The sequence below is a fragment of the Alienimonas sp. DA493 genome (assembly GCF_043951915.1).
Classification (GTDB): Bacteria; Planctomycetota; Planctomycetia; order Planctomycetales; family Planctomycetaceae; genus Alienimonas.
On sequence record NZ_JBINJD010000019.1, the window covers coordinates 1 to 19,388 of the forward strand.

At 72.5% G+C, this 19,388-nt stretch carries 13 protein-coding genes; 10 read left to right on the plus strand and 3 right to left on the minus strand.

Going from position 1 to position 19,388, the window contains the following annotated elements:
• The 4 genes from thiE to ACG2DA_RS04810 form a co-directional block, all read left to right on the plus strand.
• Window positions 1-886: thiamine phosphate synthase (gene thiE / locus ACG2DA_RS04795; protein ID WP_395254335.1), on the plus strand; the 886-nt coding region annotated here is incomplete at its 5' end.
• 77 nt (window positions 887-963) lie between these two features.
• Window positions 964-2,364 (plus strand): DUF1552 domain-containing protein, encoded by a 1,401-nt coding sequence (locus ACG2DA_RS04800; protein WP_395254336.1) that lies wholly within the window; start codon window positions 964-966, stop codon window positions 2,362-2,364.
• Window positions 2,365-2,587: 223 nt separating this feature from the next.
• Window positions 2,588-5,377 (plus strand): DUF1553 domain-containing protein, encoded by a 2,790-nt coding sequence (locus ACG2DA_RS04805; protein WP_395254337.1) that lies wholly within the window; start codon window positions 2,588-2,590, stop codon window positions 5,375-5,377.
• A 29-nt stretch (window positions 5,378-5,406) separates the two neighbouring features.
• Window positions 5,407-6,858, plus strand: a complete 1,452-nt coding sequence (locus ACG2DA_RS04810) for a DUF1501 domain-containing protein (protein WP_395254338.1) — start codon at window positions 5,407-5,409, stop codon at window positions 6,856-6,858.
• Between the two features lie 347 nt (window positions 6,859-7,205).
• Here ACG2DA_RS04810 and ACG2DA_RS04815 read toward each other — a convergent pair whose 3' ends face one another.
• From ACG2DA_RS04815 to ACG2DA_RS04825, 3 genes are read right to left on the minus strand one after another with little or no spacing between them, the layout of a single operon-like run.
• Window positions 7,206-8,924 (minus strand): DUF4153 domain-containing protein, encoded by a 1,719-nt coding sequence (locus ACG2DA_RS04815; RefSeq protein ID WP_395254339.1) that lies wholly within the window; start codon window positions 8,922-8,924, stop codon window positions 7,206-7,208.
• A gap of 29 nt (window positions 8,925-8,953) precedes the next feature.
• Entirely contained in the window at window positions 8,954-9,664 is a 711-nt protein-coding gene (locus ACG2DA_RS04820) for a DUF2064 domain-containing protein (protein ID WP_395254340.1), read from the minus strand.
• On the minus strand, window positions 9,661-10,389 hold the full coding sequence (locus tag ACG2DA_RS04825) for a glycosyl transferase family 2 (RefSeq protein WP_395254341.1): 729 nt from the start codon (window positions 10,387-10,389) through the stop codon (window positions 9,661-9,663). Before ACG2DA_RS04825 ends, ACG2DA_RS04820 begins: the two co-directional genes overlap by 4 nt.
• A gap of 188 nt (window positions 10,390-10,577) precedes the next feature.
• Between ACG2DA_RS04825 and ACG2DA_RS04830 the strand changes: the two genes are divergently transcribed.
• From ACG2DA_RS04830 to ACG2DA_RS04855, 6 genes are all read left to right on the plus strand, one after another.
• A complete protein-coding gene (locus ACG2DA_RS04830; protein WP_395254342.1) occupies window positions 10,578-12,002 on the plus strand; it encodes a polysaccharide biosynthesis/export family protein in 1,425 nt (474 codons plus the stop codon).
• Window positions 12,003-12,249: 247 nt separating this feature from the next.
• Window positions 12,250-13,992, plus strand: coding sequence for a GumC family protein (locus ACG2DA_RS04835; RefSeq protein ID WP_395254343.1), 1,743 nt, complete (start codon window positions 12,250-12,252; stop codon window positions 13,990-13,992).
• A gap of 108 nt (window positions 13,993-14,100) precedes the next feature.
• Window positions 14,101-15,276 (plus strand): sugar transferase, encoded by a 1,176-nt coding sequence (locus tag ACG2DA_RS04840; protein ID WP_395254344.1) that lies wholly within the window; start codon window positions 14,101-14,103, stop codon window positions 15,274-15,276.
• Window positions 15,277-15,340: 64 nt separating this feature from the next.
• Window positions 15,341-16,432, plus strand: coding sequence for a polysaccharide deacetylase family protein (locus ACG2DA_RS04845; protein ID WP_395254345.1), 1,092 nt, complete (start codon window positions 15,341-15,343; stop codon window positions 16,430-16,432).
• On the plus strand, window positions 16,429-17,934 hold the full coding sequence (locus ACG2DA_RS04850) for a lipopolysaccharide biosynthesis protein (RefSeq protein WP_395254346.1): 1,506 nt from the start codon (window positions 16,429-16,431) through the stop codon (window positions 17,932-17,934). The genes ACG2DA_RS04845 and ACG2DA_RS04850 overlap by 4 nt, the downstream gene beginning before the upstream one ends.
• Complete coding sequence (locus tag ACG2DA_RS04855) at window positions 17,931-19,370, plus strand: O-antigen ligase family protein (RefSeq protein WP_395254347.1); 1,440 nt, start codon at window positions 17,931-17,933, stop codon at window positions 19,368-19,370. Before ACG2DA_RS04850 ends, ACG2DA_RS04855 begins: the two co-directional genes overlap by 4 nt.
• Window positions 19,371-19,388: the final 18 nt, after the last annotated feature.

Genomic DNA, 19,388 nt, shown 5'->3' on the forward strand with positions numbered 1-19,388 from the left:
CCGGGCGGCCCGCTGCCTGGCCCGGGAGACGACCGCCGACGTCGGCACGACGATCAGCGAGCCGACCGAACGCGCCCGCCCCGACGCCGCCGCCGTGCTCGCCGCCAACGCCGCCCGCGTGCAGGAGGCGCTGCGGAGCCTGGAAGAGTGGTCGAAGACGGAGGACCCGCAGCGGGCCGCGACGATCGAGAGCCTGCGTTACCGCGTCTACACCTTGGAAAAGCGGGTGCTGGCGGCGTCCGCCCGGCCGTCGCTGGGGCCGTGGCGGGTTTACCTGCTGCTGACCCGCTCCGCCTGCCGGCGGCCGTGGGAGGAGGCGCTGCGGGCCGCCTGCGAGGCGGGCGTCGGGCCGGTCCAGGTCCGAGAAAAAGACCTGACCGATCGGGAACTGCTGGCGCACCTCCGCGCGGTGCGGGAGATCACGGCGGCGGCGGGCGTGCCGTTGATCGTCAACGACCGGCCGGACCTCGCCCGGCTGTGCGAGGCCGACGGGGTGCACCTCGGCACGGACGACCTGCCGATCGAACCGGTGCGGGCGACGCTCGGCGAGCGGGCGCTGATCGGCGCCTCCACCCACCGCCCGGAAGACGCGACCGCGGCGCTGGCGGCGGGGGCGGATCACCTCGGCGTCGGCCCCTGCTTCCCGTCACGCACCAAAGCGTTCGAGGCGTTTCCGGGAGCCGAGTACCTCCGCTGGGCCGCGGAGAACGTGACGGCGCCGTGGTTCGCCATCGGTGGGATTGATGCAACAACCATTGAACAGGCCGCCGCGGCGGGGGCCGAACGGGTGGCGGTCTGCGGGGCGGTCTGCGGGGCGGAGGACCCCGGCCGTGCGACGGCGGATCTGCTCGCCGCCCTGCCGGACACATCATCCTCTTTGGATTGATCTGCTACACTGTCGTTCCCCCCCGGCCCGCCGCGGCCGACCCGCCCTGCCCCCTGCCCCCTGCCCCCCGGATTCCCATGGTCGCTCCGCTCCCGCGTCGCACGTTTCTCCGCGGGGCGGGAGCCGCGTTGGCTCTGCCCTGGTTGGGGGCGATGAACCCCGCGTTGGGCGGCTACCGGGCGCCGACGGGCGGGCGGTTGGCGACGCCGCCGCTGCGGAGCGCGTTCCTGTTCAAGCCGAACGGCATGCGCCCGGACCAGTGGACGCCGGCGGGCGACGGGGAGCAGTACGAACTTTCCCCGCTGCTCAAACCGCTCGCCGGGATGAAGGAGAACTTCTCCGTGCTGGAGAACCTCTGGAACGAGCAGGCCGTCGGCCGCAACGGGCACTGGCCGAAGATCCCGGCCTACCTGTCGGGCGGCTACGTCGTCCGGACCAGCGGCCGTGACCTGGACATGGGCGGCCAGACGGCCGACCAGGTTCTCGCGCAGGAGCTCGGCGACCGGACCCCCCTGCCCAGCCTGGAACTGGGCGTGGACGAGGCCTACAGCGGCGTCGACAACATCGGCGGCGGTTTCACCCGCATCTACGGCTCCCACATCGCCTGGCGGGACCGGCACACGCCGGTGCCCAAGGAGATCGTCCCCCGGCTGGCCTTCGACCGCCTGTTCCGCACCGGCCCCGGGTCCCCCCGGCAGAGCGGCCCGCCGGTGTCCGGCTTCACGACGAAGCAGCCGGCCGTTGCGGAGAGCCTCGCCACCGACGACACCTCCGTGCTCGACCTCGTGCTGGACGATGCCAAGGACCTGCGGCGCAAAGTCGGCGTGGAGGACCGCTCCAAGCTGGACGAGTACCTCACCAGCGTGCGGAGCGTCGAGACCCGCATCGCGAACGCCCTCAAACCGCAGAAGCGTTGGATCAACGAGGGCCGCTTCGACGTCCCCCGCCCCGGTCCCGGCATCCCGGAGGACTTCACGGAGCACACCCGGCTGATGCTGGATGTGCTCGTGCTCGCCTTCTGGACGGACACCACCCGGGTGGCCACCTACATGTTCGGCAACGCCCAGACCGGGCGAAACTTCTCGTTCCTCGACGGCGTGAGCGGCTCCTACCACTCGCTCTCGCACCACAAGAACGAGCCGAAGGGGATCGAAACGTACGTCAAGATTAATGCGTGGCACTCCGTCCAGCTGGCCTACCTGCTGGAGAAGATGAAGGGCCTCAAGGAGGCCGACGGCACCCTGCTGGACCACTCGCAGGTGTTGTTCGGCTGCACGATCAAGGACGGCAACGCCCACCAGGAGCACGACCTGCCGATCCTGCTGGCCGGCGGCGGCAACGGCGCCTATCGGCCCGGCCGCCGGGTGCGGTTCGAAAAGGACACCCCCCTCTGCAACGTGCTGCTGCGGATGCTGAAGACGGCCGGGGTCGAGCGGGACGCCTTCGGTGACAGCACGGCCGTCGCCGAGAACCTGTAACCGGGCGAGAGCCTCTCGCCGGGCCTCCCGCCGCGCACCGGCCGGCGACCGCGGCGCCGCCCCGGCGTGCGCCGCCTCGGGGCGAACCCGCGGCGGGGCCGACGCCGCTCCCTGCGGAGACGTTTCATCGAGGCTCTACATCGGAATCCTCGCATGGTACACTTCAGGCCCCGCCGATGCGTTCACGCGTCGCTTTTCCCGCCTGCACTGACTGGGACCCCGCATGCCCCGCACCGCGATCGCGCTGGGACTCACGATCGTCGCCGCCGGGGGCGGGACGTCGGCTAACGCGGCGGACCCGGCGAAGCTGGAGTTCTTCGAGACGAAGATCCGGCCCGTCCTGATCGAGCGGTGCCTGGATTGTCATGGGGCGGAGGCCGATCCGCCGGACGGCAACCTGCGGCTCGACTTGAAGGCCGGCTGGGAGATCGGCGGGGACAGCGGCCCAGCCCTGACGCCCGGCGACCCGGACGGCAGCGTGCTGATGGAGGCGCTGCGGTACGAGACCTACGAGATGCCGCCGGACGAGAAGCTGCCGGCGCACGTCATCAAAGACTTTGAAACCTGGATCGCCGGCGGGGCCGTCGATCCTCGCGACGGGGCGCTGGACGCCCCGGACGACGCCCCCGCCGCAGCGATCGACGCCGATGGCTGGACCTATCAAACGCCCGTCGCCGAACCGGTCCCGGCCGTCGAGAACGAGGCGTGGCCGCGGACGCCCGTCGATCGGTTCGTGCTGGCGAAAGCCGAGGCTGCCGGGTTGACTCCCGCCGCGGACGCCCGCCCGGAGGTCGCCTTCCGCCGGCTCCATTTCGACCTCAGCGGCCTGCCGCCCGCCCCCGAGGCGCTGGCGGCGTTCCTCGACGATCCGAGCGAAGCGCGTTGGGCGGCGACCGTCGATCGGCTGCTCGCCTCGCCCCGGTTTGGCCAGACCTGGGGCCGGCACTGGCTGGACGTGGCCCGCTACGCGGACACCAACGGCAGCGACTTCAACGCGACCTGGCCGGACGCCTGGCGCTACCGAGACTACGTCATCGACTCGTTCAATGAGAATCGGCCCTACGACCGGTTCCTCACGGAGCAGATCGCCGGCGACCTGCTGCCCGCGGAGACCGACGAGGACCGCGTCCGGCAGAACGTCGCCACCGGCTTCCTCGCCCTGGGCACGAAGATGCTCTCGGAGCGGGACAAGGTGAAGCTGACGATGGACGTCGCCGACGACCAGATCGACACCGTCGGTCGGGCGGCCCTCGGGCTGACGCTGGGCTGCGCCCGCTGTCACGATCACAAGTTCGACCCCATCCCGACGCGCGATTACTACGCGCTGGCCGGCATCTTCGCCTCCACGAAGACGCTGGACGGCGAGATCCAGAAGTACGTTTCCGACTTCGTCCGCGTTCCGCTGCCGGAGGACCCCGAGGCGACCGAGGCCCGGGAGGCCCACGCGGCGCTCGTCGCCGAGGCGGAGGCGGCCGTGAAGGAGGCGAAGGCGGCGCTGAAGGGGCTCGACCTCTTTCCGGCCGGTTCGGTGGTCGTGGACGACGAGGACGCGAAGACCGTCGGCCAGTGGCGGCAGAGCACGTACTCGAAGCCCTTCCACGGCCGCGGGTATCTCGTGGCGGAGGGCGACGGGGCCGCGGCGACCTTCGCCGCCGAGTTGCCCGCCGCCGGGGTGTGGGAGGCCCGATTGCTCTACGCCGCCGACGGGAACCGGGCCTCCAACGTCCCGGTCGTCTTCCAGACCCCCGACGGCGAGACGGAGACGATCCTCGACCAGCGGAAACCCGGAGCCGAGCCCGGCCCGTCGGCGGCGGTGGGCGAGTTCGACGCGGCCACCGACGGGGCGCAGGTCGCGGTGGTGGTGAAAAACGACGGCGCCGACGGCTTCGTGCTCGCCGACGCGGTGGTGTTCGTCCCCGTCGGCAGCGAGTCCGGCGCCGACCCCGCCGCGGTGCAGGTGGCCCAGGCCGCCGTCGACCGGGCCGAGAAACGCCTGAAAGACCTGCAGAAAAACGCCCCGCCGGGGCCCCCCACCGCCTTCGGCGTGACGGATCTGCCGGCGGACGAGGCGGGCGACACGGCGATCCGCATCCGCGGCGAGGCCCGGCAGGAGGGCGACGTGGTGCCCCGCGGCTTCCTCTCCGCCTGCGGCGGCGGTCCGGCGGAGATCGAAACCGGCAGCGGACGCCTCGAACTGGCCGAATGGATCACCCGGCCGGACCACCCGCTGACCGCCCGGGTGTTCGTCAACCGCGTCTGGTCGCACCTGTTCGGCCGCGGGATCGTCGCCACGCCGGACAACTTCGGCGCCCTCGGGGTCCCGCCGACGCACCCCGCACTGCTGGACCGGCTCGCGGTCGAGTTCGTCGCGGACGGCTGGCGGATCAAGCCGCTGGTGCGTCGCCTCGTGATGAGCCGCACCTATCGACTCTCCTCCGTCCATCCGGACGCCGCGGAGATCGATCCGAACAACGACCTCTTCGCCCGGGCGAACCGCCGCCGCCTCACCGCGGAGGCGCTGCGGGACACGACGCTCCACCTCGCCGGGCTGTTGGAGGAAGCCCCGCCGGGCCGCTCCCCGGTCGCTGGGCAGCCGACGATCGCCAAGGCGATGGAGGTCGACGACGAGACGGTCCGCAGCGTGTATCTGCCGCTGGTCCGCAACGAACTGCCGGACGGGCTGGCGGTCTTCGACTTCCCGGATACCGAGATGGTCGTCGGCGACCGCCCGACCACCAACGGCCCGGCCCAAAGCCTGTTCCTGTTAAACGCCCCGCAGATCCGCGAGCGGGCCGCGGCGACGGCGGAGCGTTTCCGCACCCGTCCCGGCGCGACCGAGGAGCGGCTCCGCGCCCTGTACCGGGCGACCTTCTCCCGCGATCCGCGGGAGGACGAACTCGTCCGCGTCGCCGCCTACCTGGACGCCGCCGCGGACCGCGACGGGGAGGAGGCGGCCTGGAAGGACCTCGTCCACGTGCTGTTCTGCTCCGCCGAGTTCCGCTTCCTCGACTGACCGTCCTCGCTCCCTTCCCTCCGAGACGCATGCACGCCCGCGATCCGCACGCCTGCCATGACTTCGCCCCGGCGACGACTCGCCGGGAGGCGCTGCGCACGCTGGGGGCCGGCTTCGGCTCGCTGGCGCTGGGGGGGATGTGCGCCGACCTCACCGCCGCCGAGGCGGTCGCCGGCCCGGTGGCGGCCGGTTCGCGGACGCATCACCCGGCGAAGGCCAAGCGGGTGATCTTCCTGTTCATGCACGGCGGCCCCGCCCAGATGGACACCTTCGAGGAGAAGCCCCGACTTTCGAAGGACGACGGCAAAACGCTTCCCCCCCGCCCCGGCGCGCTCAAGTTCAACGACGCCAGTTCCACGTTGCTGGGCAGCCCGTGGAAGTTCCGGCGGTACGGCGAGTGCGGCAAGGCCGTCAGTGAGCTGTTTCCCCACGTCGCGGAGCACGTGGACGACATCGCCTTCCTCCACGGGATGCACAGCCGCGGCCAGAGCCACGGGCAGGCGGTTTGCATGCTGCACACCGGCAGCGACAACCTCCCCCGCCCCAGCGTCGGTTCCTGGGTGAGTTACGGCTTAGGCACGGAGAACCGCGACCTGCCGTCCTTCATCTCCCTCGCCCCGCCCTCCAACCACGGCGGCCCGCGGAACTACGGCCCGGCGTTCCTGCCGGCGGAGCACCAGGCGACCGCCATCGGCCGGGCCGGCAACCTCGGGTCCGGTCGCGTCCAGCACCTCGCCCGTCCCGTGAGCTTGTCGGAGCAGCGTCGGGCGGACCAGCTCGACCTCCTGGCGGACCTGAACGCCGGCTACTCCGGCCGCATCGCGGGGGTCTGCGGCGAGGCCGACGCCGCCGTGGAGGGGGCGATCCGCGGGTTCGAACTGGCCCACCGGATGGCCGGCGTCGCCCCGGAGGTCCTCGACCTGTCGAAGGAGACGAAGGAGACGCAGGCGCTCTACGGCGTCGGTCAGAAGCCGACCGACGGCTTCGCCAAGCAGTGCCTGCTGGCCCGCCGCCTGTGCGAGGCCGGCGTGCGATACGTGCAGGTTTCCACCGGGTACAGCTGGGACCAGCACGGCAACCTGAAGAAGGGCCATGCGGCGAACGCTGAGAAGGTGGATCAGCCGATCGCCGCCCTGCTGGCCGATCTGAAACGCCGCGGCCTGCTGGAGGACACGCTGGTCGTCTGGGGCGGGGAGTTCGGCCGCACCGCGACCGCCCAGGGCAAGGACGGCCGCGATCACAACCCCGGCGGCTTCACAATGTGGATGGCCGGCGGCGGGGCGAAGGGCGGCGTCAGCCACGGCGCCACCGACGAGTTCGGCGCCTACGCCGAGGTCGGTCGCACCCACATGCACGACCTGCACGCCACGATGCTGCATCTGCTCGGGCTGGACCACGAACGCCTCACCTACCGCCACGCCGGCCGCGACTTCCGCCTCACCGACGTCGCCGGCCGGGTCGTGCACGAGGTGATCGGTTGATATCCAATCGACGGAAGTTCTGCTCCTCCCCTTTCTTGCTTCCGGAAAATGCCCAAGAAAACGCCCGCAGAGATCGCAGCACGCCGTGAGCGGCGCCTCAAAGCAAAGCAGGATCGGATTCGTCAGAAGCGCGTAACTCAAGCGGTGCGACTTGGCACCCTCGATTCGCGAGATGCGGAACGGGAACTCAATCGTGAGCAGAATGAGGCTGACGAGAGGAGCAACCGGGCCTCTCAAAGCGTCTGGTCTCGAGCAATTGGGCTATTCCGCTAATACGGTTCCCGTTGGACCGTATTAGGGCGGCGATAGTTCAGGCTTGTAGTGGCCGGCCGGTCAACGGCCCGACCTCACCACCACCGCATGCCGTACTCGCCGAGAGCGTCGGCGGCCTCCGCGGCAGTGCGATCCGCCAGCAGCTCCTCAATGCGGTCCCGGTTGCGGGCGAGCATCCGGTGGAATTGGACCTCCGCGAGTTGGTAGCGATTCAGCTCGCCCAGCGGGCCGGACGGCTTCTCCACGGGGGAGGACTCCCCACGGGTGCGGGTGCGGGTGCGGGTGCGGTATCGCGGGTGATCGAGCGCCTCTTCGGCCAAGACCATTCGACCCGCGACGCCGCGGGCGGCGATCTCGTTGTCGCTGTGCAGCAGCGGTTCCAGGGCGAGCAGCCCGCCGAGGTCGATCTCGTGGTTGCCGATCAGCACCAGCGGGGCCGGGGCGCCGGCGCGCACCCGGGCGGCGTTGTAGGAGTGGGCGATCCAGTCGATCGGGGCCAGCAACCCCACGAGTGCGACCAGGGCCGCGATCCGCAGTTGGCGGCGGACCAGCCAGGCGAAGCCGTGGTCCCGGGCGATCTTCACAACCACCGCGGCGAACCCGCCGGCGACGGCGGCGATCCCGAGGAAGCCCACGATGCGGAGGCGGGAGAGGCCGTTGAAGTCCACGTAGATCAGCAGGCGGTTGCAGACGGCGGCGACCAACAGGAAGTTCAGCCCGCTCCAGACCCACGCCAGCCGCCGGACGCGGTCCGCCCGCGGGTCGGCGAGCAGCGAGCCGCGGAACAGCGCCGACAGCAACGCCGTGGCGGTCGCCAGGGCGACGGTCAGCCACGCCGCCCCCTCGTGGGCGTAGCCGGCATAATAGAAGCCCTCCGGGAAGTCCCGGCGCCACAGCGTGAGGAACTCGAACGGCAGGTAGGCGGCGAACACTCCCACCACGACCAGCAGCGTGTTCCGCACCGCCGGGTAGGCGACGGAGTCCGCCGGGGCGGCCCGCCGTCGCTGCGTTCGTTGCCGGGTCTCCAGCTTCGCCAGCGGATCGAGCAGCGATTCCCGCACCAACGGCCGCAGCAACCCAAGCGTCGCCCCACCGACGAGGACCCACAGGAACGCCTGCACCGGACCGGGCACGACCCACCGGAGGGCATCCCCAAAGCGGGCGGAGACCCGGGCGACCCACTCGCCCACCGTCGCTTTCAGGTCCGGGTTGGCGAGCAGAAACAGCCCCGCGAACGCCAGTCCGGCCGCGATCGGCAGCAGCACGCTCCACGGCCGGGACGCGGCGGTCGGCTCGCCGTCGGACCCGGCCGGCGGGGCGGCTCCGGGGCAGCGTTCCGGAGCCGGGTCCCGTTGGAGCAGGTGACGGCTGTTGAGGACCGCGGCCGCGGCGGCGGGGAGGGTCTGCAGCCAGAAGACGGCGACGTCCAGCGTCCACGCCGGCCGCCCGCACCGGGTCAGGGCGAGGGCGGCGAGTAGCACGAACCCCGCGGCGACCGCTCCGCCCCAGCCCAGCCAGACGAGTCGGCCCGTCGTGAGGATCAGCAGCCCGGCGACGACGGCGAACCCCCGCCAGTTCGCCCCCCGGAAGGGCGAACCGAGGGCGATCAGCGGCACGCCGCCCAGCAAAAACAGCCCGGCCGCCGCGTACCCGCCGGTGCGGTAGATCAGCAGGTCGAACAGCGCCGCCGCGGCGAGGGCCGCCAGCGGCTCCCGCACCGTCGCCGGCGGATCGGGGACCGCCGCGGGGGCCGGGTCTCCGAACAGGTCGGCGGGTTCTTCGGGAGAGGACATCGGCGCTTTCCGAGGCGAACCCGGCGAGTCTACCGCCCCGCCCCGTCCGTCCGCGAACCGCCCCGCGGGAGTTCTCGGAGGAGGTCCCGCTGCTCCGGGAGCGGTTTGACGAGTTCCGTCAGAGCCCTCCGAAGCCGCGGCAGATCGGCGGCGGTGTCCACGTCGAAGGAGACCGGTTCCTCCGCCAGCGGGCCCAGCGGGGCGAGGGCGGCGGCGGTCTGGGCGGCAGTGGCGTCCGAGCTGTAGGTGACGGAGAGGAACGCCGATCGCGGGATCGGGCGGCGGCCGCCGAGCAACCAGTAACCGCCGTCCGTGCAGCGGCCGAGGCGGAAGTCCGCCGGCTCCCGGCCGTCCCGCAGCGCCGCGGCCGGGCGGAGCAGCGACTCCGGCGCGTGGTGCGGCGAATCGCAGCCGATCAGCAGGACCGCCGGCCGCTCCGTGATCAGTGCGGAGTACACCGTGTGCAGCCGTTCGCCCAGCCCCCCGGTTCCCTGCCCCACGGTGCGGCGGCCGGTCCAGAACGGGTCGTCCCGGGCGTCCGGCTCGGCGACCGCCCAGATCACCTCCACCGGTCCGCGGGCCGCGGCGGCGTCCGCGACGGCCGCGGTCGCGGCGAGGCTGGCCCGGTAGAAGTCCTCCGCGGCCTCCGTCCCCACGTCCGCGGCCAGCCGCGTCTTCGCCGGGGTGCGGCCGGGCGTCTTGGCGAAGACGACGAGGGCGGCTCGATCGTGCTGGCTCATCGGCCCCGCACCCACGCCCACCACTGCGGAACGGCCTGCCAGACGGTGAGCCGCAGATGCGTCGCCGTCGTGCAGGCCCAGCCGTGGTTGCGGTACTTGCGGGCGCTGGTGACGACCGCCGCCGGCAGTTCGACCGGCGTCGCCCCGGCCCGGCGGGCGGCCCAGACGAACAGGTGCCCCTCTCCGTAGGGCGCCGATTCGTCGAACCCGCCCAGCTCCTCCCACAGCGGGCGGGGAACCATCAGCCCCTGATCGCCGAACGGCATGCCGAACCGTCGGCTGCGGAGGTTCGCCGCCCAACCGTTGAGCCGCGTCAGCGGCGGTCCGTCGGCCGCGAAGGCGAGCCGCAGATAGCCGACCGCCCGGCCCAGCGTGCGGCCCCGCTCCGCGGCGGCCCGCAGGGCGGCGGGGCTGAGGCGGCTGTCGGCGTGCAGGAACCACAGCGTGTCGCCGTCGGCCGCCCGGGCGGCGGCGTTGAGTTGGCCGGCCCGGTTCGCCCGGGGGACCGCGATCCATTCCACCCCCTCCGGCAGGCCCTCCGGACGGGGGCCGAGTCCGCCGCAGGTCACGCGGCCGCCGGCCTCCCGCAGCGGGCGGAGGTCCTCCAGCAGGCCGCGCCACGCGTCCTCCCCCGGACCGACGGGCACGCAGACGCTCACGCCGTGGGCCCACCCTGTCGCCTTTGTGGGAGTCGGCCGGCGACGGGGGGCGGCGACGGGGAGCATCGGGGCGACATCGGAGATCAACGCGGTTCGCCCCGCAAGCCTGGGCGCCGAAAGGGGGCGCCGGCCGCCCGGCGGCGTTCGCGGCCGAAGGGGGCCGGTTCAAGCGGTTCGACCGGTTCGCCCGAAGATGACGACGGGACCCGTTTCGGCCGGCGATCCCGCCCCGCGCCCACTCCGACGGACTCAAGATGACCGCCCGCTCTGCACTTCGCATCGGCCGCGGCGCCGCTCGGCTGGCGTCGGCGGGGAGGCGTGGATTGTCAGCGGCAGCGTGGATTTTGGGGCTGGCGACGGTCGTCGCGGCGACGGGCTGCCAGGCGCTGCACCCGCTGGACGGCGTGCCGGCGGAGACGCTGGCGGACAGCTTCCGCACCCCGGTCCGCAGTCCGCGGCGGCCGATCGACCCGTCGCTCCTCGGCCAGCCGCGGCCGTCGGTCTACCGGCTGGACACGGGCGACGTAATCGGCGTGTTCGCCCCCGCCCTGTACGGCGACGGGGGACTCGGCAGCCCGCCGGTGGTCGTTGCGGAGACGACGCTCAACCTCATCCCCGGCCAGGGCTTCCCGCATCAGGTCGGTCGCGACGGCGCCCTGCACCTGCCCTTCCTCGGTCCGGTGCTGGTGCGGGGATTGACGTTGGAGGAGGCCCGCGGGCGGATCGTGGATCTGATTCGCACCCAGTTCGAGATCGACCGCGCCAAGGAGGACCCCATCGTCCTGCTGAGCGTGCTCAAGGAGCGGACGATCTCCGTCGTCGTGTTCCGCAACGAAACCGGTCCGGACGGGGCCGTGGACAACAGCGTCGCGGGCCAGGGGGAGCGGTTCGACGCCCCGACCGGCGAGGTGGTCGAACTGCCGGCCTACCAGAACGACGTGCTGCACGCGCTCGCCGCGACCGGCGGCACGCCCAGTCTGGAGGGGGACGTCTGCGTGACCGTCGCCCGGGCCGGCGGCCTGCGGCTGACCGGCTGCGGCCCGGCCGGCGGCTGCCGGCCGGCGGGAAGTCTGGCGGCGGACGGGCTGGCAGTCGGGCCGATCGGCGGGCACAGCGCGGGACCGGCGCCGGGGCCGACGCTCGCCGCCCCGCCGACGGTGGACGGGCCGCACGTGATCAAGATCCCGATGCAACTGCTCCCCGGGCAGGCGCCGGGCTTCTGCCACTCCGACGTGATCCTCAAGGACGGCGACGCGGTCTACGTGGACAGCCGGACGAAGGACGTGTTCTACACCGGCGGCCTGCTGGGACCGGGCAGCTTCCGCCTGCCGCGGGACGAGGACCTCGACGTGCTGGAAGCCCTCGCCGTGGTGCAGGGCCAGCGGCCGAGCGTCGGCACGACCCGAGCGCTGACCGGCAACAGCGTGCTGTCGCGGGACGTGACCGCCGGCGCCAGCAGTCTGATCATCCTGCGGGAACGCCCGGACGGCACCCGGTTGCGGATCGAGGTGGACCTGCGGGACGCGGTGGTCGATCCCCGTCAGCGGATCCTCATTCGGCCGCAGGACTACCTGATCCTCCAGTACCGGAAGGGCGAGGCAGTCCTCGCCGGCTTCGAGCGGTTCTTCATCGAGGGCATCGTGCAGGGCGTTTCGACCGGCCTCTTCTTCAACAACTGACGGCGGTCGAACGCGGATCGACGGGAGACGAACAGCGATCGCGGACCCCCGAGCGGGGGGGCCGCGGGGGCGGGCGACCGGCGTAACCGGCAGCGTTTCCGAAACGAAACGAGCTCTCGCAACCCCCCGCCTTGCGGCGTGAGCTAGGTTGCTGCGTCGGCTCCCCCGCGCCCGGCCACGACGGCCCGGCCCGCGGGTCGTTGCGGGTCGGCCTCGCCCCGCCGGTTCGCCCCACGACCGCCCCGCCATGCACGCTTCGTCCCGCTCCCCGCACGACCCGGCCTCCCTTTCCCCGCCCCACGGCGACTCGCAGGTCGATTCGCACGAACAGCCGCAGGCGTTGCGGTTGGTCGCCGACGTGCTCGGCGCCGTGCGGGCCCACTGGCGGGTCGCGGCGCTGTTCTTCGTCGTCGCCAACGCCGCGGTGCTGGCGGGCATCATGCTCTGCCCCCGGAGCTACGTCTCCGAGGCGAAGTTCCGCGTGAATCCGGGTCGGGAGACGGCGAGCCTCGACCCGTCCGTCACCGCCGGCTCCAACCAGATCAGCCTGTCGCAGACGAACCGCGAGCAGGATCTCAACACCGCCGTAGACGTGCTGAACAGCCGGGCGGTGCTCGCCTACGCGGTCCGGCGGATCGGCCCCGAGCCGATTCTGGAGGGCTACGTCCCCGCCGAGGACGAGGTCGCCGACGACGTCGGGGACGCCCTCGACCCGGAGGCCGCCCGCATCGACCCCGGCCCGCTGGCGGCGCTGGGCCTGTCCGACCCGGTCAGCCGTTTCGAAAAAGCGGTGCAGGCTGTCGGCGAGATGATGGAGGTGATCTCCAACAAAAAGTCCGACGTGATCAGCGTCTCCGTCGAGGCGGAGAAGCCGGCCCTCGCCCAGCGGATCTGCGCCGAGATCGTCGCCGGCTTCCGGCAGAAATACACCGACGCCAGCGAGATCGAGGGCTCCAGCGAATTCTTCGCCGAGAAGGCCGACGAGGCCAAAGCGGACCTCGACCGCACCGCGGCCCTGCTGGCCGAGGAACTGAACGCGCTGGGCATCTCCACGGTCGAGGGCCGCCGTCAGCAACTTCAGGAGGAACTCAGCCGCCTCAGCGCCGAGGAGATGGACCGCCGCAAGGCGCTGGAGGGCACCCTCGCCGAGGTGGCCGGGTACGAGCGGGTGCTCGCCGACACCCCGCAAACGATCGACGCCGGCAAGATGTCCAATCCCGCCACCGGCGCCCCGGACACGCTGCGGAAGGAGATCGCCGATCTGGAGGCCCGCCGGGAGAAGATCGTCCGCGAGACCAGCGCCAAAGCCCCCGGGGCCGTGCGGCTGGAGCGGGAGATCGCCGCCGCCGAACGGCTGCTGGAGGACCTGACCGCCGAAAGCGACCAGACGACGACCGCCGCCAACCCGGTTTGGCAGGACCTGACGAAATCCCGGCTGACGGCCCAGGCGAAGGCGGAGGGCCTGCGGGCCGAACTCGCGGCGATTCGCTCCCAGTTGGACGCCGCCCGGCAGGCCGTCGCCGAGCTGAACGAACGGGAGAGCCGCATCCTCGCCCTCCAGACGGAGCGGGACGAATCGGCCAAGAGCCTCGCCAAGTACGTCCAGAACCGGGAACTCACGAAGGTCGCCGACGAGATGGGCGCCCAGCGGATCTCCAGCGTGAACGTCTTCCAGGAGCCGACCTTCAGCGCCAAGCCGGTCGCGCCCAAGAAGCGGCTGATCGCGTTGGCCGGGCTGGTGTTCGCCGGCTTCGGGGCGCTGGGGCTCTGCCTGGCGCTGGAGTACCGCCGCGTCTTCTTCCCGGACGGGCACGACGTCTCCGCCGCGGCTCACGCCGGCAACGGGTGGGCCGACCCGTCGGCCGTCGCCGCTCCCGCGGCGGCCGCGGGCTATGGCGGCGGGAACGGGCGGCCGGCGCCGGCCTTCGCCGCCCCGGCGGGATTGGAGCCCTCGGCGCCCTCCTCGCTGGCGACCGATCGCCCCCGCTGAAAGCGTCCCCCGCCGCCCGCTTCCGCGTCTTTCCTCCCCCGTCCCGATCGACACGGCAGTCGATCGGCTCCCCCATCACCGCCCGCTTCCCCCAGCGGAACCGCCGTCATGAAGCTGCCGTCCCTGTTGCGTCGCTCCGCTCCCCCGTCGCTCGACCTCCCCGGCCCGGAGGCGTTCGGGGAGAGCCTGCGGGTCGAACTGATGCGGGCCGACCGCGGTCGCAGCCGGTTCTGTCTGGCGGTGTTCGACCTGGCCCAGTGGACCGCCGCGGGCGGGGAGCGGGGGGAGGACTTCGCCGCGTACCTCGCGGAACGCCTGCGGGCCACGGACTACGCCGGCCTGCTGGGCGCCGGGCGTCTGGGGGTGATCCTGTGGGACACCGACGAGGCCGGCGCCGCCCGGTTCGTCGACAAGATTCGTCGCGACTGGGTTCCGGACCGCAGCCCGGAGGCCGTGATCTACGCCTATCCCAGCGACCGTCCGATCGGCGAGCCGCCCACCCCGGCCCGCAAGAGTTCCGCCCTGCCGCAAGGGTTCGTCGAGGAGAACGCCGATGGAACCGCTGGTTCGTCCGGCCGCGGCGGGGACGAGACCGCAGCGGACTCGAACGAGGGGCCTGACGACCGCGACGACGACGATCCGCCGCCGGTGCCGGTGTTGCCGTTGGAGGAGGTGCTGCTCTGTCCGTTGCCGCGGTGGAAGCGGGCCGTGGACGTGGGCGGGGCGGCGCTCGGGCTGATCGCGCTCTCCCCCCTGCTCTTGGCCGTCGCCGCGGCGGTGAAGCTGACGAGCCCCGGCCCGGTTCTGTTCCGTCAGACGCGGGACGGGCTGGGCGGCCGCAAATTTCAGATCAACAAGTTCCGCACGATGGTGCCGGACGCCGAGGCCCTGAAGGACGGGCTACGGTCGCAAAGCGAGCAGGACGGCCCGGCCTTCAAGATGGAGCACGACCCCCGCGTCACCCCGCTGGGCCGCTGGTTGCGGAAGACCTGCATCGACGAGCTGCCCCAGCTCTGGAACGTGCTGGTGGGCGACATGTCGCTGGTCGGTCCGCGTCCGCTGGACAGCAAGGAGATGGCCCGAACCGGCTGGTGGGAACGTCGGCGGCTGCTCGTCACCCCCGGCCTCACCTGCATCTGGCAGGTGGACGGCAAGAGCAAGGTCACCTTCAAGGAGTGGATGCGCATGGACATCCGCTACATGCACCGCCGGACCTTCGCGGGGGATCTCGGCCTGATTTTGCGGACCGCCTGCAACATCGCGATGCACCGCGGCTCGCACTGACGCAGGGTTGCCCGTCGCCCCGGCGTCCCGTTCCCGTCCGTCTTCGCCCCCGCATGAGTTCGTCATGGCCGCCGTCGCCTCCCTCGACGATCTGCCGCCCGGCTTCGTCCCCGCCGTGCCGATGACGCCTGACGCCGTCCCGCCGCGGCCGGTCCCGCCGGACTGCGGCTCGGCGGACGCGGCGTCGCTGCGGTTCCCGCTCGACTCGCCGGCCCCGCCGAAGACCGAGGCGCTGCGGAGTTGGCTGACGCCGCGGCTGGCCCTGCCGTTCGGCCCACTGGCGGATCGAACCGCGATCGGCGGCGCCGGGGCGCTGATGTATCACCGCTTCGCCGACCGGGTCCCCGGTCTGCCGAAGCCGACCTGGAACGTGCCGCCGGCCCGGTTGCACGCCCAACTTTCCGGCCTGTTGGACCGCGGCTATCGGGCGATCCGGCTGGAAGAGGTGCTGGACTGCCTCGCCGCCGGGGAGCCGACCGATCCGAAAACGTTCGTCGTCACTTTGGACGACGGCTACCTGAACAACCTCACCCGCGGACTGCCGATCTTCGAGGCCCTGCGGGTGCCCGTCACGCTGTTCGTGGCGACCGGCTACCTGGGCTCCAGCGGCCCGTTCCCCTTCGACGACTGGGCTGGCAAAGGTTGCCCGACCGCCCCCCGGGAGAGCTGGGCGCCGATGAACCACGACGAACTGCGGCGGTTCGCCGACAGCGATTACGTCTCGCTCGGCGCTCACACGCATACGCATCAGGACTTCCGCGGTCGGCCGGAACTGTTCGCCGCAGACGTCGCGGAGTGCTGCCGCGTGCTGCGGAACCGTTACGGCGTGGAGCGGCCGGCGCTGGCGTTCCCCTACGGCACGCGGGAGCGGGGCTTCAGCGGGGGCGAACTGAAAGCCGCCGCGGAACGCACCCCCGTCCGCTGCGGCCTCACGACGGCCGACGAGAGCATCCGGATCGGGGCGGATCCGTTCGACCTCGGCCGGTTCACCGCGACCGCCGCCGACACCGCCGCGACGCTCGCCGCCAAGCTGGACGGCCGCTTCGGCGCGTTGAAGCGGCTGCTCGGGCGTGACGGGGCTCCCGCCGTGACGAAGCGGAGCCTCACGACGCCGGCGAAGCCGGACCGCACGCCGGCCGACGGGGGGCGCTCGTGAGCCTGCTCGCCCCCCCCGCCCCGGGTCGCTCCGACACGCCGACGTACGCCGGTCCCGCCGACCTCGCCGACTCCGATCACGACATGGCGGCGTTCCCGTACGACGAGGAGCCGCTCGCCGCGATCAGTCTGCAGCCCCCCGCCCGCAACGAAGCGAAGACGGCGGAGGGAGACGCGCCGGGCTGCGCCCTCCCCCCGCCGACGGCGGAGCGGGAGGACTGGCTGGTGGCGTTTTGCGCCCGGTTCCTCGGGCGGGAACGGGCTCGGGCGGCGTTGTCGATCGGCGATCAGGCGATCGTCAGCGGGACGAACTTCGTCACCTCCGTGCTGATCGGCCGGGCCGCGGGCAAGGAGGCGCTGGGCGTCTACCTGCTGGCGCTCTGCCTGATCCAGTTCGTGCGGGGCGTGCAGGAACAGACGGTCTACGGGCCGTACCTCATCTTCTGCCACAAGCGGAAGGGGAGCCGCCTAGCCCGCTACGCCGGCAGCGTGCTGACCCACGAGGGCCTCTGGCTGCTGGCCACGGCGCTGGGGCTGACCGGCCTCGCCGTCTACCTGAACCTCGGCGGGGAGCCGTCGGGGCTGAGGGAAACGAGCTGGGTCCTCATCGCCGCGGCGCCGCTGATTCTGTTCCGGGAGTTCGCCCGGCACATCGCCTTCGGCCACTTCCGCAGCGGGACGGCGGTGGCGCTGGACGTGGGCGTCGCCGTGCTCCAGATCGCCGGGCTGGGCGCCCTGTCCCTGTGGGGGGCGCTCGACGTGCCCAGCGCCTTCGGGATTATGGGAGCTGCTTGCCTGCTGGTGTGCTGGCCGTGGTGCCTACGGTTCGCCCGGGGGGTGCGGTTCCGGGCGAAGGCCGTGGCGACCGATTGGCGCCGGAACTGGACGTTCGGCCGCTGGGCCCTCGCCACCCACCTGCTCCACGGGGCGAGCAGCTACCTGATGCCCTGGGTCGTCGCCCTGGTGGACGGCGAGGCGGCGACGGGCATCTTCGCGGCCGGCTCCACGTTGGTGGGGATCGCCAACATGTTCGTGCTCGGGCTGGCCCACTACGTCTGCCCCAAGGCGGCGGAGCGGTTCCACGAGGACGGCGTGCCCGGCCTCCGTCGGGTGCTGCGGGGGGCCACGCTGGTCTTCTCCGCGGCGCTCGGCCCGTTCGTGCTGATCTGCTGGGCGTTCGGGGACGAGCTGGCCGCCCTCGTATTCACCGACGCCTTCGCCGGCGCCGGCATGGTGCTGACGGCGCTCGCCGTGAACATGTGGGCGAACGCCCTCTCGATGACCTGCGGCAACGGCCTGTGGGCGGTCGAACGACCGGACGCCAACTTCAGCGCCGACGTGCTGAGTCTGGTGATCGTCGGCCTCTGCACCGCGGCGCTGATCGGAGCCTACGGCGTGGTCGGGGCGGCGGTCGCCATGGCGATCGGCGGCTGGGTGGACGTGTTCGCCCGCTACTTCGCCCTGCGGGGCGTGTTGAAGTCGCTGGAAGGCGGCGCCTCGTGACCGGCGCCCCGTCCCCCGTCGTCCGCGGGCGTGGCCTTCCCCTGCTGGTCGCGGGGACGCTCGCCCTCTGCTTCGCCGGGGCGACGCACCTGTGGGACACCTCGCTGCGGGAGAGCTACGCCCCGGACGAGCAGGAACTCGCCCAGAGCCTCAACCGCGGCGACCTGCTCCGCCGGATCGGGTTCCTCACGCTGGCCGGGGGCGGGGTTTGGGGGCTGGTCTTCGGGCGGGCGGGCCTCTGGCGGATCCCGCTGCTGTCGCGGGGCGTTGGTTTGACGGGAACGCTGCTGGCGGGGCTGTTCGGCTGGTGGGCGACCAGCACGCTGTGGAGCGACGACCCGGCCCTCACGGCCCGCCGCATCGCGGTCGTGGGGCTCTATCTGCTGGGCGTGCTCGGGGCGGCGCGGGCGCTGACCGGCCGGCAACTCGTCGTCGCCGGGGTGGCGGCGGTATCGCTGCACCTCGTCGCGGGGGTCGTGGCGGAGGTCGGCCTCGGGACCTTCACGCCGTGGCGGGCGGATCACCGGTTCAGCGGGACGATGCACCCGAACATTCAGGCCCTCCAACTGGCCGCGGGACTGTGCGGCTGCGTGGCGCTCTCCGGGTTGTTCTCCGCCAGGCGAGTCCCGGGGGAGCGGACGAACGCTTGGTGGCTGCTGTGGGGGGCCGTGCTGCTGGGCTTTTTGGTCCTGACGAAGAGCCGCACCGCGACGGCCGGGGCCGTGCTGGCGATTTCGCTGACGGGGCTGACGGCGGCGACTCCGGCCACGAAGCTGCTGAGCCTCGTCGGGGGCGTCGCCGGCGGGGCCGGCCTGCTGGTCGCCGTGCTGCTGGCCGGGGCGGACCCGACCGGGGAGCTCCGCGACGCCGCCCTGATGGGCCGCACCGAGCAGCAGAGCAGCCTCTCCGGCCGCCTGCCGATCTGGGAGGCGATTCTTCCCCACGTCGCCCGGCGCCCGTGGCTGGGGCACGGCTACGGGGCCTTCTGGAACCGGCGGCGGGTGGACGCGATCAGCGACGAGGTCGGCTGGCCGCTGTCGGCGAGCCACTCCGGTTGGATCGAGTCCGCCGCGGAGGTCGGACTGATCGGCGCCGGGCTGACGGCCGCCCTGCTGCTGTGCGGCGCCGGGCGGGCGGCGGGGGCGATCTTCGACCGGCGTCGGGCCGGCGACCCGCTGCCGGCGTTCGCCCTCTCCCTGACGCTGTTGCTGTTTGCCAACGCCTTCACGGAGGCGCTGATCCACGACGTCCGCCTCGTGCCGTTCCTGCTTTGGGCGAGCCTGGCGAAGCTCACGGTTCTTCGCGATCCCGCCGTGTCGCCGGCCCCGCCGGCGTCGGGCGGCCCGGCTGTAGCGGCGGACGGGCGGGAAACGGCCGCGATTGGAAGCGGTGGGGGCGAACCGACTCCCCCGTCGGCCGCCGCGACGCACGGTTGAGCGGGCGCGACGGCTCCC

Excerpts from the sequence above, each read along its gene's own strand:
- ACG2DA_RS04825 (WP_395254341.1), bottom strand. The coding sequence starts at position 10,389 with ATGCTCCCCGTCGCCGCCCCCCGTCGCCGGCCGACTCCCACAAAGGCG.
- ACG2DA_RS04815 (WP_395254339.1), bottom strand. The coding sequence starts at position 8,924 with ATGTCCTCTCCCGAAGAACCCGCCGACCTGTTCGGAGACCCGGCCCCC.
- ACG2DA_RS04800 (WP_395254336.1), top strand. The coding sequence starts at position 964 with ATGGTCGCTCCGCTCCCGCGTCGCACGTTTCTCCGCGGGGCGGGAGCC.
- ACG2DA_RS04840 (WP_395254344.1), top strand. The coding sequence starts at position 14,101 with ATGAAGCTGCCGTCCCTGTTGCGTCGCTCCGCTCCCCCGTCGCTCGAC.
- ACG2DA_RS04830 (WP_395254342.1), top strand. The coding sequence starts at position 10,578 with ATGACCGCCCGCTCTGCACTTCGCATCGGCCGCGGCGCCGCTCGGCTG.
- ACG2DA_RS04845 (WP_395254345.1), top strand. The coding sequence starts at position 15,341 with ATGGCCGCCGTCGCCTCCCTCGACGATCTGCCGCCCGGCTTCGTCCCC.
- ACG2DA_RS04805 (WP_395254337.1), top strand. The coding sequence starts at position 2,588 with ATGCCCCGCACCGCGATCGCGCTGGGACTCACGATCGTCGCCGCCGGG.
- ACG2DA_RS04835 (WP_395254343.1), top strand. The coding sequence starts at position 12,250 with ATGCACGCTTCGTCCCGCTCCCCGCACGACCCGGCCTCCCTTTCCCCG.
- ACG2DA_RS04810 (WP_395254338.1), top strand. The coding sequence starts at position 5,407 with ATGCACGCCCGCGATCCGCACGCCTGCCATGACTTCGCCCCGGCGACG.
- ACG2DA_RS04820 (WP_395254340.1), bottom strand. The coding sequence starts at position 9,664 with ATGAGCCAGCACGATCGAGCCGCCCTCGTCGTCTTCGCCAAGACGCCC.